The sequence below is a fragment of the Roseicyclus amphidinii genome, assembly GCF_030163755.1.
Lineage (GTDB): Bacteria > Pseudomonadota > Alphaproteobacteria > Rhodobacterales > Rhodobacteraceae > Roseicyclus > Roseicyclus amphidinii.
This window is the reverse complement of sequence record NZ_JASJOE010000001.1, coordinates 85,852-101,385: the sequence shown is the minus strand read 5'-3', so window position 1 is coordinate 101,385 and position 15,534 is coordinate 85,852. Positions and strand designations below refer to the sequence as shown.

Annotated in this window: 11 protein-coding genes; 5 read left to right on the top strand and 6 right to left on the bottom strand. The window is 66.4% G+C overall.

From position 1 onward, the window contains the following. The first annotated feature begins 48 nt into the window (after nt 1-48). Complete coding sequence (gene dxs, locus QQK83_RS00505) at nt 49-1,968, top strand: 1-deoxy-D-xylulose-5-phosphate synthase (protein WP_284260572.1); 1,920 nt, start codon at nt 49-51, stop codon at nt 1,966-1,968. A gap of 47 nt (nt 1,969-2,015) precedes the next feature. Here the strand turns inward: dxs and idi are convergent, their stop codons facing one another. The 6 genes from idi to QQK83_RS00475 form a co-directional block, all read right to left on the bottom strand. Continuing rightward, nucleotides 2,016-2,537, bottom strand: coding sequence for an isopentenyl-diphosphate Delta-isomerase (gene idi / locus QQK83_RS00500; RefSeq protein WP_284260571.1), 522 nt, complete (start codon nt 2,535-2,537; stop codon nt 2,016-2,018). Beyond that, complete coding sequence (locus QQK83_RS00495; protein WP_284260570.1) at nt 2,534-3,715, bottom strand: geranylgeranyl diphosphate reductase; 1,182 nt, start codon at nt 3,713-3,715, stop codon at nt 2,534-2,536. Before QQK83_RS00495 ends, idi begins: the two co-directional genes overlap by 4 nt. Before the next feature lie 2 nt (nt 3,716-3,717). Beyond that, complete coding sequence (locus QQK83_RS00490) at nt 3,718-5,010, bottom strand: BCD family MFS transporter (protein WP_284260569.1); 1,293 nt, start codon at nt 5,008-5,010, stop codon at nt 3,718-3,720. Then, complete coding sequence (gene chlG, locus QQK83_RS00485) at nt 5,007-5,930, bottom strand: chlorophyll synthase ChlG (RefSeq protein ID WP_284260568.1); 924 nt, start codon at nt 5,928-5,930, stop codon at nt 5,007-5,009. The genes QQK83_RS00490 and chlG overlap by 4 nt, the downstream gene beginning before the upstream one ends. Before the next feature lie 105 nt (nt 5,931-6,035). Next, nucleotides 6,036-7,493, bottom strand: coding sequence for a transcriptional regulator PpsR (gene ppsR / locus QQK83_RS00480; RefSeq protein WP_284260567.1), 1,458 nt, complete (start codon nt 7,491-7,493; stop codon nt 6,036-6,038). Between the two features lie 6 nt (nt 7,494-7,499). Continuing rightward, on the bottom strand, nt 7,500-8,315 hold the full coding sequence (locus tag QQK83_RS00475) for a cobalamin B12-binding domain-containing protein (RefSeq protein ID WP_284260566.1): 816 nt from the start codon (nt 8,313-8,315) through the stop codon (nt 7,500-7,502). A 316-nt stretch (nt 8,316-8,631) separates the two neighbouring features. Between QQK83_RS00475 and bchF the strand changes: the two genes are divergently transcribed. Genes bchF through QQK83_RS00455 form a run of 4 tightly spaced genes read left to right on the top strand, consistent with a single transcriptional unit; the run spans nt 8,632 to nt 15,527 of the window. Further along, nucleotides 8,632-9,117 (top strand): 2-vinyl bacteriochlorophyllide hydratase, encoded by a 486-nt coding sequence (bchF, locus tag QQK83_RS00470; protein ID WP_284260564.1) that lies wholly within the window; start codon nt 8,632-8,634, stop codon nt 9,115-9,117. After that, a complete protein-coding gene (locus QQK83_RS00465) occupies nt 9,114-10,397 on the top strand; it encodes a ferredoxin:protochlorophyllide reductase (ATP-dependent) subunit N (protein ID WP_284260563.1) in 1,284 nt (427 codons plus the stop codon). Before bchF ends, QQK83_RS00465 begins: the two co-directional genes overlap by 4 nt. After that, entirely contained in the window at nt 10,394-11,968 is a 1,575-nt protein-coding gene (gene bchB / locus QQK83_RS00460; RefSeq protein WP_284260562.1) for a ferredoxin:protochlorophyllide reductase (ATP-dependent) subunit B, read from the top strand. The genes QQK83_RS00465 and bchB overlap by 4 nt, the downstream gene beginning before the upstream one ends. Further along, nucleotides 11,958-15,527 (top strand): magnesium chelatase subunit H, encoded by a 3,570-nt coding sequence (locus QQK83_RS00455; RefSeq protein WP_284260561.1) that lies wholly within the window; start codon nt 11,958-11,960, stop codon nt 15,525-15,527. The genes bchB and QQK83_RS00455 overlap by 11 nt, the downstream gene beginning before the upstream one ends. The last annotated feature ends 7 nt before the right edge of the window (nt 15,528-15,534 follow it).

Sequence of the window (15,534 nt, the reverse complement as noted above, 5' to 3'; positions counted from 1 at the left end):
TTCGCGGTTTTTTCGTCTCTGACCAGCCGGTTCGGGAGGACCGACAGAATGACCGACAGACCCCACACCCCCGTTCTCGACCGTGTCACCTACCCCGCGGACCTGCGCCGCCTGACTGACGCCGAGCTGAAACAATGCGCCGACGAGCTGCGCGCCGAGACGATCTCGGCGGTCAGCGAGACGGGCGGGCATCTTGGCTCCTCGCTTGGGGTCGTCGAACTGACCGTCGCCATCCACGCGGTCTTCAACACGCCCTATGACAAGCTGGTCTGGGACGTCGGCCACCAGTGCTATCCGCACAAGATCGTCACCGGCCGCCGCGACCGCATCCGCACGCTGCGGCAGAAGGGTGGCCTTTCGGGGTTCACCAAGCGCAGCGAAAGCGATTACGATCCGTTCGGGGCCGCGCATTCATCGACCTCGATCTCGGCCGCGCTGGGCTTTGCCATGGCGCGCGAGATGGGGCAGGCTACGGGCGACGCCATCGCCGTGATCGGCGACGGCTCGATCAGCGCGGGCATGGCCTACGAGGCGCTGAACAACGCGGGCCATATCGGCCGCCGCCTCTTCGTGATCCTGAACGACAACGACATGTCCATCGCCCCGCCGACGGGCGCGATGTCGAGCTACCTCGCCGGGCTGTCCAGGAACTCGCCGCTGGCAGCGCTCAAGGATATTGCCGACGGCGTCGCCGCCCATCTGCCTCAGCCGCTGCGCGAGGGCGCGGAACGCGCCAAGGAACTGGTGACCGGCGCGCCCAAATCCGCGACGCTCTTCGAGCATCTGGGTTTCACCTATATCGGCCCGGTCGACGGGCATGACATGGGCCAGCTGCTCAACGTGCTGCGCAGCGCCAAGGCGCGGGCGACCGGGCCGGTCCTGATCCATGCGGTCACCGTGAAGGGCAAGGGCTACGCCCCCGCCGAGCGGTCGGATGATTGCTATCACGGCGTTGCGAAATTCGACGTGGCGACCGGGGTGCAGCAGAAATCCACGCCCAACGCGCCCGCCTATACCAAGGTCTTCGGCGAGTGTCTGAAGCGCCATGCAGAGACGGACTCCGCCGTTGTCGGCGTCACCGCCGCGATGCCGGGGGGCACGGGGCTGAACATCCTGCAAAAGGCGATGCCGGGCCGGGTCTTCGACGTGGGGATCGCGGAACAGCACGCGGTGACCTTTGCCGCCGGGATGGCCGCGGGGGGGATGAAACCCTTTTGCGCGATCTACTCGAGCTTCCTTCAGCGTGGCTATGACCAGGTGGTGCATGACGTCGCGCTGCAGAACCTGCCCGTGCGCTTCATGATCGACCGCGCCGGGCTGGTCGGGGCCGACGGCCCGACCCATGCCGGGGCCTTCGACGTGAATTTCCTGGCCGCCCTGCCCAACATGACCGTCATGGCCTGCGCCGACGAGGCGGAGCTGGTTCACATGATGGCCACCGCCGCCGCCCATGACAGCGGGCCGATTGCCCTTCGCTATCCGCGGGGCGAGGGGACCGGCGTGCCGATGCCCGACCAGGGCGAGGTGCTGGAGATCGGCAAGGGCCGCGTCCTGCAGGAGGGGCGTGACGTTGCCCTCCTGTCTTTCGGCGCGCATCTGACCGAGGCGACCGAGGCCGCCCGCGCATTGGAAGCCCGCGGGTTGAGCGTGACCATCGCCGACGCGCGCTTTGCCAAGCCGCTGGATACCGCGCTGGTGGACAGGCTGGTCGCAGGCCACGGCGCGCTGATCACGGTCGAACAGGGCTCGATGCTGGGCTTCGGGGCGCTGGTGCTGCACCATCTCGCGGCCACCGGCCAACTCGACCGCGGCTGCGCGATCCGCACCATGACCCTGCCCGACCGGTTCATCGACCAGGCCAGTCCCAGCGACATGTATGCCGACGCTGGGCTTACCGCGCTGGACATCGCCGCCGCCGCGTTGCAGGCGCTGGGGGTTGCCACGCTGCACGAAAAAGCCCGCGCCTGAAGGGGCACGGGCCGGAAAGGAAAGGGGCGCCCTTGCGGCGCCCTTTTTCATGCGTCCTGAAAGATCACCCCGGCATGGTCGCGCAGGTAGATCTGCAGCCAGGGCGTGAAGCCCTTGGGGCTTTCCACCACCTCGCGCATCAACTGCGCAAGCGGCTGCCAGATCGTGTCCATCACCTCATCGGGGTTCGGCACGGGCTCGCGCCCGGCGGGCAGTTCGCCCACGAAGATATCGACGACCTCGTGCTCGATCAGCCCGCCGCCGACATCGGCGCGGTATTCGACCGTGTCGCGGAAGGTCAGCGCGATACCGCCCAGGCCCAGTTCCTGCTCCAGCCGCCGGGTGGCGCAATCCAGCGCGGCCTCGCCCCAATGCGGATGCGTGCAGCAGGTGTTCGCCCACAACCCCGGCGTGTGATACTTGCCAAGCGCGCGGCGCTGCAGCAGCACCTTGTCCCCCCGCATCAGGAACACGGAAATCGCCTTGTGGCGATGGCCCTTCACATGGGCCTCCAGCTTTTCGACGGGGGTCAATGTGCCGTTCACCCAGGCCGGGATCATGTCGGTCATACGCGCGTCGGGGCCACGAGCCCGGTCAGGTGGGCAAGGTTCTTGATACCGATCTTTATATGCGCAAGCGGGCGCGCCTTGACCAGTTCCTTGTTCATGTAGGCCTCGAAGGTCAGGCGCTGCACATCGACGTCATGGCAGAGCGAGACGAACCGTTCCCGGCGTTCGTCGGACTTGTAATAGGCATCCTGCATCGCGCCGAGGATCTTGAAGACCGATTTGTGCTCGCGCATGAAGAGTTTCCGCGCCAGTTTCAGGTCCTTGATCATGCCGGTCTGCAGCTTGGTCGCCGCGGCGATGGCCGCAACGCGTCCGCCCATCATGGCGTAGTAGATGCCTTCGCCCGAGGACGGGGCCACGACGCCGGCGGCATCGCCTGCCAGCACCACGTCGCGCCCGTTGTCCCATTGGTCGAGCGGACGAAGCGGGATCGGCGCGCCCTCCTTGCGGATGGTCTTGCAATCGGCGAGACCCGACGCCTCGCGCAGATCGGCGGTGGCCTTCTTCAGGTCCACCTCCTTCAGGAAGCTGCCCATGCCGATGCTGGCGGATTTCCCGTGCGGAAAGACCCAGCCGTAGAAATCGGGGCTGATGCGCCCGTCATAGACCACGTCGCAACGGTCGGGGTGGTATTCGCCGCGGGGGCCGGGGGCCTCGACGATCTCGTGATAGGCGATGACATAGGGGATCTTGTCACCGTCCTTGATCTCGGTCCGGGCGACGTTCGAGCGCGCGCCATCGGCCCCGATGACAAGGCGTGTGGTAAGGCTGCGATCCTCGCCCGTGGCCTTGTCGCGGTAATGGACATGGGTGCCGTCCTTGTCGCGGGTGATGCGCGTGTAGGTGCCAGTCACGCGTTCCGCGCCCGCCTCCTGCGCGCGGACACGGAGGAACTCGTCGAAATGCTCGCGGTCGACCATGCCGACGAAGCCGTTCTCGATGGGAATATCGACGCGCCGCCCGGTGGGCGAGATCATCCGCGCCGTGGTGATCTTGGCGACGAGTTGCTCGTCGGGGATGTCGAAATCGCGGATCAGCCGCGGGGGAATGGCCCCGCCGCAAGGCTTGATCCGACCGGCCCGGTCGATCAGCGCGACCTTGTGGCCCGAGCGCGCCAGATCCTCGGCGGCGGTGGCGCCCGACGGGCCCCCGCCCACGACGACGACATCGTATTTCATGGTCATTCTCCCGGAACGGCTGCGCCGGTCTGCGGCGCCATGGAAACCTTGCCCTCCATCACCCGCAGCGCCATGACGGCGGAGGCGAGATAGAGAAGGGCCTCGAAACTGAAGACCGCGCCGAAGGCTGTGGCATCGGGCATCACGGTGCGGGCGAGATCGGCAAGGGCCGCGCCCGCCAGCCCGCCAAAGCCCGCGGCGATGGCTTGTGCCGCGCCCCAAAGGCCCATCCGCGTGCCCTCGCGCGCGTCGCGGCCTTCGCCGGCCAGCGCCATCATCGAACCGATGGCGGCCACGGCGAACATGCCGTTGAAGAACCCCATCGCCACGACCGCAGGCAAAAGCGGCGCGCCCGGCCCCATCTGACCAAGCGCGGTGATACCCAGAAGCGCCGCGGCCGAGCCGATGCAGCCGACCACAACCCACGCCTTGAGGCTGAGAAGCCGTAGCGCGGTGCCCGCGACGCCGACCACGACCATGCCGAGGAAGACGCCGCCGTTCTGCGCGCCCGAGAGCGTGGTGGACTGGCCCGGCGTGAAGCCGAAGACGAGGCCGGAATAGGGCTCGAGGATCAGTTCCTGCATGAAATAGGCGGTCATGCTGAGGAAGACGAAAAGGGTGAACATCCGCGCCTTGGGCTCGGCCCAGACCTCGCGCAGACCGTCGAGGAAGGGGGCGGCGGGTTCCTGCGGGCGGGAAATCACGCGCGCCTCGATGCCCCGAACGGCAAGCGCGGTCAGCGCGAAGGCGCCAAGGGTCACGACGCCGACAACCTCCATCAGGCGCAGGGGCGTATAGGGGTCGAGGAACTGGCCCGAGACGCCAGCGGTCATGGCGATGCCGAAGATCATCATCAGCCATGTGATCGTCGCGGCGGCAGGGCGGCGACGGGGGGCGGTTGCGGTGGCCAGCAGCGCCAGAAGCGAGGTGCCCGAGGCACCGACGCCGACCCCGATCGCCGCATAGGCAAGGATCGAGACGATCAGGCCGAGCGTCGCCTGCGTCTCCATCAGGACGACGCCATAGGCCGCCGACAGCCCGCCGAGCGCGAGGATACCCATGCCACCGATGATCCAGCGCGTGCGCTTGCCGCCGGTGTCGGATTTGTAGCCCCATTGCGGCCGCGTGATCTGGATGCCGTAATGCAGCGCGACCAGGAGGCCCGGCAGAACGGCGGGCAAGGCAAGCTCCACCACCATCAGGCGGTTGAGCGTCGAGGTCGTCAACACGACGATGGCCCCGAGCGACATCTGCACGAGGCCAAGCCGGATGATCTGCAGCCAGGAGAGCGTCACGGCCAAGCCTCCAGCGTGCGGACGGCAAAGGCGGTGACCATCATGCCCGAGACGTAAAGCGCGACGCCGACGCCGTTGTACCAAGGCGCCTTGCCTTTCGGGTCACGCAGCAGCACCTGCATCGCGTAAAGCTGCGCGATGAGCGAGACGGCGATGGCAAGGCCATGAACCGGGCGGTCCCAGACGAAGAAGAGCAGGACAAAGACGATGACCTGCGGAACGGCCATGACCACGCAGGCCAGTTTCGCCGCGCGTTCGGGGCCGAGCGTGACGGGAAGCGAGTTCACCCCCATCTGCCGGTCGCCTTCCAGCGCCTTGAAATCGTTGAGTGTCATGATGCCATGCGCGCCGAGGCCATAAAGGACGGCCACGATGATCACCGGCCAGCTGGGCGCGCCCATCGACAGGACGGCGGCACCGGTGAACCACGGCAGGGTTTCATAGCTGAGACCGACAAGCCCCGGCCCCCACCAGCCCGACCGTTTCAGGCGGACTGGCTCGACCGAATAGGCCCAGGCGGCGGCGATGGCGACCAGCGTCGCGCCGAACCCCCACGGGCCGAGGGCGAGGCCGACAACCGCGGCGAAGGCGGACATGGCGATGGCGATCCACAGCCCCCAGCGCCCCGGAATGCGCCCCGAGGGGATCGGGCGATGCGGCTCGTTGATCGCGTCGACGTGCCGGTCGCACCAGTCATTCGCCGCCTGGCTCATCCCGCAGACGATGGGCCCGGCCAGGATCACGCCGAGGATCACGGCAACCCAATGCCCGGCAGGCGAGACGCCCGCGGACACGGCACCGCACAGATAGGCCCACATCGGCGGGAACCAGGTGATCGGTTTCAGCAGCGTCAGGACGGCCTTCGGTTCGGGAAAGCTGCGTGGCGATGTCGGCGGTGTGAGGTCGGTCGTTACACTCATGAGTGTAAACATAGACTGACACATCACGAGTCGGCAAGTGTAAAGGCGCGCTGACGCACGGCGAAAGACCCGCCGGGGCGGGTGCCTTTGGCCATGGTTCGGGGATCAGTTCGACGCGTTCCGGTCGTTCTTGTTCAGAAGCCCGTATTTCCGAAGCTTCACGTAGAGCGACTGCCGCGACAGGCCGAGCATCTCGGCGGCGGCGACACGGTTGTTGTCGGTCAGTTCGACCGCGGTCTCGATGCACATCTTCTCGACCACGTCGGTGGTCGCCGCGACGATATCCTTGAGCGGCGCGGAGCCGACGAGGTCCATCACGTTGCGCATCGCATCGTCCGACACGGGCGAACCACCGGACATGCTGGCCATGGTGGCGGCGGGCTCGCGCACCACCTCCATCCGAGAGGTGTCGCGGATCACGAAGGCAAAGCCCGACGCGCCCCCCGCGTTCAGATGCGTCGCCGACAGCTCCACCGAAAGTTGCGAGCCATAAGCCCCCTCGAGCCGGGTGGCATACATGCGCATCTTGCCCGAGCGCGCGGCGTTGTCGGTCAGAACCTTGAGGTCGACACTGCCACGGGCGAGGTATTCGCCCAGCGACTTGCCCTTCACATCGGCCAGCGACCCGGCATCGGTCAGCCCGAGAAAGGCGTCATTGGCAGATCGGATGGCGCCATGACCGTCGGTGACGACGATGGCATCCGGCCCCTCGCGGTAGAGCTGCGCCAAGGTGGTCGACAGTTCCGCCGCGACCGTCTCGACGCTTTTGGCGGTCTCGATCCGGCACAGGAGCGATTTCTCGCCCGCGGCGCGGAACACGGTCGGGTGGATCGCCACATCGGCCTTGCCGCGGCGCGTGGTGACTTGCACCGGCCCCCCGGCCTCGTCACCGGCCGACAGTACCAGCCCCTCGATGAACTCGCCGCGGCGGCGTCCCTCGAATTCCTGGGTGAAGGCGCTGCCGGTCAGGCTGTCGGCCTCGGCCCCGAGGATCTGGGCCGCCGAGGAATTCAGGTCGAGGATGCGCCCCGAGGCGACATCGACCAGCACCAGCGCGTCGCGCGCGGCCTCCATGATGACCCGGTAGCGCGTTTCGTAATCGCGGTGGGTCTCGTAATCCTTTTCCAGCGCGAGCTGCGCCTTGACCAGCCGGTGCTGCAGCTCGGCGATGGGGCGCAGGTCACGGCCCAGCATCAGGATGATGTCGGGGTTGTTCGTCTTGTGGATCGTGTAGCGGATCGGGAATTCCCAATTCGCATTGTCGAAATGGTTGACCTCGATCGCGTCGACGGCCTTTTTCTGACCCTCGCGGTACGCCTCGAGCTGGCTTTCCAGCTTCGACAGGCTGTCCTCGGCCATGAACTCGCGGATGTCGCGGTCTTTCCAATGGTCGAGCCGCCCGAGCGTCGGGTTCAGCGGGTTGGTGATGACGGATTTCACCGTGCCCTGCGTGTCGAGCACGATGGCGAGGTCCGCCGCCGTCGTCACGATCTCGTTGAACTGCTCCGGGCCGATGGGCGGCGCCTGAGGCTGGTCGAGGAATTCCGATCCGCGCGTGTTCATGAAACCTTAACCCTCACCACCGGTCACCCCGTTTCCGGTGCGGTTTGAATTCGTCATGGACAGGGTCCTTTTCCCTGTTTGCTCGAGCCCGCACTTCATCAACGCCGAGGCGGCATCCCGCGCGATGTGATCCGCCCCGGTCAGTGCCAGCACGTCCAGATCCTTGTCGAGGACAGGGCCACCGATGATGACAGGTGTCACGCGTGTGACGGTAGAGCGAATTATGTCCACCAATTCCTTTACCGATGCAAGCGTTCTGCGCCCCGAGGCGGTGATGCCGACCATGTGGTAGCGGCGTTTGCGCATCAGCTCGGCCAGTTGGCGCGGGTGACGGTCGACCGCGATATCCACCGCGACCCCCCGCCGGCGCAGCTGATCGGCCAGCACGAAGGTGCCGAGCGTGTGATGCTCGGCCCGCGGCACGACCAGGAGAACCGCCCGCTCCGCATCGGCTTCGTTGCGGCGTCCGAGGGCGCGCACCGTTTCCTGCAGGCGCGCGGCCCCGATGGTCACATGGGCAAAGCTGATTTCATCTGCGAACCAGCGTTCCCCCATCAGGCGCGCTACCGCGGGCACAAGGTGATCGACGAGGTCCTCGTTCGACACCCCGTCCTGCCGCAGCCGCAAAAGCACCTCGTGGCGCTGGGTCTCGTCACTCGAGATGAAGGCGTCGCTCATCTGGATCAGGCGACGCGCCATGCCGTCGCTGCGTCCTGGCCCATGCGCGGCAAGGACGGCGATCGCGCGCCGGGCAAGGCGCGTGACCTCCTCGGGCTCCATGACCGAAACGGTCACTGGCCGCATGTGAGAGTCGTCCTTCATGAGAATTCACCACTTGCGCCGCCGCCTAACGTCTATTTGTCGTCTCGCGTCGGTCGGTCAGCAAATGTTCGCCTTCAGTGTCGCTGATCCATGTCCATCTGTCAAAGTAAATTGACATCCTTTCACTTTCAAGGGGTGCGCCCCACGCTCACCCCCCGTAACCCGCCTTTTTTTCTTGGTAAAGGCCGGGTGGGCGATGGCCCTTTGCAGGCCCTCTCCGCATTTGAAACTAGACGCGCAATGTGTAAGTTTTAATTGACACTCTGTCCTGCACGGGGCTAGATTTTCCCTATCGCCCAGAGGAATCGACGCTCGCATGCCAAGCGACACACTTACATCCACGCCGTCACGCCAGCTTTACACCGCCGAGGAACGCGCCCGCCGGGATGCAACGATCTGGACAACCGTCCAGGGTGTCCTTGCCCCCGTGCAATTCCTTGTGTTCCTTGTTTCGTTGGCTCTCGTGATCCGGTTCATGGTTACCGGGGCCGGCTTCGAGGCCGCGACGATCTCGATCGTGATCAAGACCGGTGTGCTGCTGACCATCATGGTCACCGGCGCGATCTGGGAGAAGGTCGTCTTCGGTCAGTATCTCTTTGCGCATGCCTTCTTCTGGGAGGATGTCGTCAGCTTCGCGGTGATCGCGCTGCACCTGACCTATGTCTGGGCGCTGCTGTCGGGCTGGCCGCACGCCGACCAGATGTGGATCGCGCTGGCCGCTTATGCCGCCTACGTGATCAACGCGGCGCAATTCGTCTGGAAACTGCGCATGGCGCGCCTCGACGCGGAGGGCCGCCTGTGAATCGCCCCGCCAACATTCCCGCTGCCACCTGCCGCGATGTGCCCGTCCTCAAGGAACGTGGCCAGCGCGAGGTGTTCTGCGGCCTGACCGGCATCATCTGGCTGCATCGCAAGATGCAGGATGCGTTCTTCCTCGTGGTGGGCTCGCGCACCTGTGCGCATCTGCTGCAATCGGCGGCGGGCGTGATGATCTTCGCCGAGCCGCGCTTCGGCACCGCGATCCTCGAGGAAACCGACCTGGCCGGTATGGCCGACGCGAACGATGAGCTTGACCGCGAGGTGGCGCGCCTTCTGTCGCGGCGCCCCGACATCAAGCAGCTGTTCCTTGTCGGCTCCTGCCCGTCCGAGGTCATCAAGCTCGACCTCGCCCGCGCGGCGGAGCGTCTGACGCAAATTCACGCGCCTCATGTGCGCGTGCTCAACTATTCCGGCAGCGGCATCGAGACGACCTTCACCCAGGGTGAAGATGCCTGTCTCGCCTCGATGGTCCCGGTCCTCCCCCGGACCGAGGCGCGCGAGCTGCTGCTTGTGGGTGCCCTGCCGGATGTTGTCGAGGATCAGGCCGTGGGCCTGCTGCGCAAGATGGGCATCGGCCCGATCCGGGTTCTGCCCGCGCCGCGCAGCGCGGATGCGCCGGGCGTGGGGCCGAACACCGTCTTCGCCTGCCTCCAGCCGTTCCTTGGTGATACGGCGGCGGCATTGGAGCGCCGCGGCGCGCGGATGATCCAGGCGCCTTTCCCCTTCGGCGAAGAGGGCACGACCCTCTGGCTCAAGGCCATCGCGGATGAGTTCGGCGTCGATGACGCCACTTTCGAGGCGGTCACCGCCGCGCCCCGCGCCCGCGCGCGGACGGCCATCGCCAACGCCTCCGCGCATCTGCGCGGCAAGACGATCTTCTTCATGCCCGACAGCCAGCTCGAGATTCCGCTGGCGCGTTTCCTGACCCGCGAATGCGGGATGGAGGCGGTCGAGATCGGCCAGCCCTTCATTCACAAGGGCCTTGTCGGCCCCGACCTCGACCTGATCCCGGCAGGCCCCACGATTTCCGAGGGGCAGGATGTCGACAAGCAGCTCGACCGCGTCCGCGCGGCGCGGCCCGACCTGACGGTCTGCGGCCTTGGCCTTGCCAACCCGCTGGAGGCCGAGGGACTGACGACGAAATGGGCCATCGAACTGGTCTTCACGCCCGTCCATTTCTACGATCAGGCCGGTGACCTGGCGGGGCTGTTCAGCCGTCCGTTGCGCCGCCGCGACCTCCTGAAACTGGAGGCTGCGGAATGAAACTCACCGTCTGGACCTACGAAGGCCCCCCGCATGTCGGCGCGATGCGTGTCGCCACCGCGATGAAGGGTCTGCATTACGTGCTGCACGCCCCGCAGGGCGACACCTATGCCGACCTTCTGTTCACCATGATCGAGCGGCGCAATCACCGCCCGCCGGTGACCTACACCACCTTCGAAGGCCGCGACCTGGGCGAGGATACCGCCGGTATCTTCAAGCAGACCTGCCAGGACGCCTATGACCGCTTCAAGCCGCAGGCGATCATCGTCGGCGCCTCCTGCACCGCGGAACTGATCCAGGACGATCCCGGCGGCCTGGCCGAGACGATGGACATTCCCGTGCCGGTCGTGGCGCTGGAACTGCCCAGCTACCAGCGGAAAGAGAATTTCGGCAGCGACGAGACTTTTTACCAGCTGGTCAAGGCGCTGGCCGGCCCGGTCGAGAAGACGCCCGAGATCACCGCGAACCTGATCGGCCCCCTCGCGCTGGGCTTCCGCCACCGCGACGACATCGAAGAGATCAAGGGCCTGCTGTATGAAATGGGCATCGGCATCAATGTCGTGGCCCCCTTCGACGCGACGCCCCATGACCTGACCCGGCTGGGTGCGGCGCATGTCAACATCCTGATGTATCCCGAACATGCCGAAACCGCCGCCCGCCACATGGAGCGCGCGCTGGGCATCCCCTACACCAGGACGGTTCCCATCGGCGTCGGCGCGACACATGATTTCGTCGCGGAAGTGGCTCGACTCTGCGGTGTAGAGCCGAAAAAAGACCTCTCCCGCCTGCGTCAGCCCTGGTGGTCGAAGTCGGTGGACTCGACCTACCTCACCGGCAAGCGCGTCTTCCTGTTCGGCGACGCGACCCATGTGAAGACCGCCGCCCGCATCGCGCGCGACGAGATGGGCTTCGAGGTTGTGGGCCTTGGCTGCTACAACCGCGAGTTCGCCCGCGACATCCGCAAGCTGGGGCAGGAATTCGGCCTCGAGCCGCTGATCACCGACGATTACCTAGAGGTCGAGAAGGCCATCGAGGATGCCGCGCCCGAGATGATCCTCGGCACGCAGATGGAGCGGCATATCGGCAAGCGCCTCGGCATCCCCTGCGCGGTGATCTCTGCGCCTGTGCACGTGCAGGATTTCCCCGCGCGCTACTCCCCCCAGATGGGCTGGGAAGGCGCGAACGTGATCTTCGACACCTGGATTCACCCGCTGGTGATGGGGCTGGAAGAGCACCTGCTGGCGATGTTCCGCGAGGATTTCGAGTTCCACGACGAGGCGGGCGCAAGCCATCATGGCGGCCACGCGCCCAGGTCCGTGGCCGAGGCGCCCGTGGCCGAGGTCGCTCCCGAAGGCCGTATTTCCGGGAAGATGAAGGACGAGGTCGCGCCCGAAGCGACCGGGTCCGATGTCATGGTCTGGCTGGCCGATGCCGAGCGCGAGTTGAAGAAGATCCCGTTCTTCGTGCGCGGCAAGGCCAAGCGGAACACCGAGAAATTCGCGGCCGAGCGCGGTGTGACCGAGATCAGCGTCGACACGCTTTACGAGGCCAAGGCCCATTATGCGCGGTGACGGGGATCATATCCCCGGTTACCGGGTCGTGATCGTCACGTTGGACAGCCACGCGGCTGGCCCGGCGGCGCGCGTCTCGGAGCGGCTGGCCGGTGAGTTCCCCGGCCTGAACGTCAGTGTCCACGCCAGCGCCGAATGGGCCGAGAACCCCGCCGCGCTGGAAGAAGCGCGCATCGCCGTACGGCATGGCGACATCATCGTCGCCAACCTTCTGTTCATCGAGGAACATATCACAGCGATCCTGCCCGAGCTGCAGGCGCGCCGCGATCACTGCGACGCGATGATCGGTGTCATCTCGGCCAAGGAAGTCGTCCAGCTGACCCGGATGGGCGACCTGGACATGATGAAGCCCGCCACCGGGCCGATGAAGCTGCTCAAGAAGCTGCGCGGGTCCAAGGACCCCTCGGCGAAATCCGGCGAGAAGCAGATGAAGATGCTGCGCCGCTTGCCCAAGATCCTCAAGTTCATTCCCGGCAAGGCGCAGGACCTGCGCGCGTGGTTCCTGACCATGCAATACTGGCTGGGCGGTTCTGACGACAACGTCGAGCAGATGGTGCGCTTCCTGATCGGCAGCTACGCCACCGACCGCGCCTTCAAGGGCGCCAAGGCCGCGGCGCCGATAGATTACCCCGATGTGGGGCTTTATCACCCCGACCTTCCGGGCCACCGGATCGTGACCGACATCGAGCAGCTGCCGAACCCGGAGAACCCGGTCGCCACCGTGGGCCTGTTGATGATGCGCAGCTACGTGCTGGCGTCCGACACCGGCCATTACGACGGCGTCATCCGCAAGATGCAGGCCGCGGGGCTGGCCGTGGTGCCGGCCTTTGCCGGTGGCCTCGACGGTCGGCCCGCGATTGCCGAGTATTTCACCGGGGGCCGCATCGACGCCATGGTCTCGCTGACGGGCTTCAGCCTGATCGGCGGCCCGGCCTATAATGACAGCGCGGCGGCGGTTGAGGTGCTGAAGGGCCTCGACCTGCCCTATATCGCGGCCCACCCGATCGAGTTCCAGACGCTCGGGCAATGGGCCTCCTCCGCCGGTGGGCTTGGCCCCGTGGAAACCACGATGCTCGTGGCGCTGCCCGAGATCGACGGCGCGACCAACCCCACCGTCTTCGGCGGGCGGCACGGCCCCGAAGGGTGCCAGGGCTGTTCCTACAACTGCCCGCGCGCGTCGGACAGCAAGGCGATGGCGCCCTGCCTCGAACGCATCGACAGCCTTGTCGAAAAGACCAAGCGCATGGCCCTGCTTCGGCGCAAGGCGAATGCCGAGAAGAAGGTCGGCATCGTCCTTTTCGGCTTCCCGCCCAACGCGGGGGCCATAGGCACGGCGGCTTACCTGAGCGTCTTCGAAAGCCTGTTCAACACGCTCACGCGGATGAAGGCCGAGGGCTACGCGGTCGAGGTTCCGGCCACCGTCGATGACCTGCGCGCCGCGATCCTGCACGGGAATGCGAAGCAATACGGGCAGGAGGCGAATGTCGCCGCCCATGTCGATGCCGACACCATCGTGCGCAACACGCCGCCGCTGAAGGTGATCGAAAGCGTCTGGGGCCCCGCGCCGGGCAAGATCCAGTCGGACGGGCGGGGGGTCTTTGTCCTCGGCCATCACTTCGGCAATGTCTTCGTCGGCGTGCAGCCCACCTTCGGTTACGAGGGCGACCCGATGCGCCTGCTCTTCGAGCATGGTTTCGCGCCGACCCACGCCTTCACCCAGTTCTACCTCTGGCTGCGCAACACCTATCGCGCCGATGTGCTGCTGCATTTCGGCATGCATGGCGCGCTGGAGTTCATGCCGGGCAAGCAGGCGGGCCTGGGCGCGCGCGACTGGCCCGACCGCCTGATCGGCGAGCTGCCGAACGTCTATCTTTACGCCTCCAACAACCCGTCCGAGGCGACGCTGGCCAAGCGCCGCTCGAACGCCGTGACGATCACGCACCTGACCCCGCCGCTGGCGGCTGCGGGGCTTTACAAGGGTCTGTCCGAGCTGAAGGACAGCCTGACCCGCTGGCGCGGGCTTGCCCCCGATGCGCCCGAGCGCAGCGAACTGGCCGCGCTGATCGAGACGCAGGCCGAGGCGGTGGACCTGTCCGAACGCGACCCCGACCGCCTGTGGCTGACGCTGCTGGAAACCGAGGATGCGCTGATCCCCGACGGGCTGCATGTCGTGGGCCGCCCGATTGCCGAGGCCGAGCTGCAGGAACATCTGCGCGTGATGGCAGAAACAGACCCTGACACGCGGCGCAGGGTCGAACATCTGCTCCGGCAGGAGACGGAATTGACCGGCCTGATGCGCGCGCTTTCGGCCCGCTATATCGAGCCCGTTCCGGGCGGCGACCTGATCCGCTCACCCGAGGTTCTGCCGACGGGGCGCAACATCCACGCCTTCGACCCGTTCCGCATGCCAACCGCCTTTGCGCTGCAGGATGGCGCGAAACAGGCGCAGCGCCTGATCGAGGCGGCGGAGGCGTTTCCGCGCTCGGTCGCGCTGGTGCTGTGGGGGTCGGACAACATCAAGTCGGACGGCGGCCCAATCTCCCAGGCATTGGCGCTGATGGGCGCGAAGCCCCGCTTCGACGGTTACGGGCGGCTCTGCGGGGCCGACCTGATCCCGCTCGAGCAGCTCGGCCGCCCGCGTATCGACGTGGTGATGACCCTTTCGGGCATCTTCCGCGATCTGCTGCCGTTGCAGACCCGGATGCTGGCCGAAGCCGCCCACAAGGCTGCCACCGCCGACGAGCCGGTCGAGATGAATTTCGTCCGCGCCCACGCGCTCGACTATGCCGAGAAGATGGGCTGCGACATGGAGGAAGCCGCGCTTCGCGTCTTCTCGAATGCCGAGGGGGCCTATGGCTCCAACGTCAACGCGCTGGTCGACAGTGGGGCATGGGGCGAAGAGGACGAGCTGGCCGACGCCTACGAGGCGCGCAAGAGCTTTGCCTATGGCCTCGACGGCAAGGCGAAGAAGAACGCGGGGCTTCTGCAGGCGGCGTTGAAGGATGTCGACCTCGCCTATCAGAACCTTGAAAGCGTCGAACTGGGGGTCACGACCGTTGACCACTACTTCGACACGCTCGGCGGCATCTCCCGCGCGGTGAAACGCGCCAAGGGGGGCGTCGAAGCGCCGGTCTACATCGGCGACCAGACCCGCGGCGAGGGCAAGGTCCGCACGCTGAAGGACCAGGTCGCGCTGGAAACCCGCAGTCGCAGCCTGAACCCCAAGTGGTTCGAGGGCCTCCTGAAACACGGGCACGAGGGCGTGCGCCAGATCGAGGCGCAGGTGACGAACACGCTGGGCTGGTCGGCCACCACCGGGCAGGTCGACCCCTGGGTCTACCAGCGCCTGTCCGAGACCTTCGTTCTGGATGAAGAGATGCGCCGCCGCATGGCGGCCCTGAACCCGCAGGCCTCGGCCCGCATGGCGAACCGCCTGCTCGAGGCGTTCGAACGGAACTACTGGCACCCCGACGAGGCAACACTCGCCGCGCTTCAGGCTGGCGCGGATGAGCTCGAAGACACGCTCGAGGGGCTCACCCCCGGCGTGGCCGCCGAATGAGAAAGGA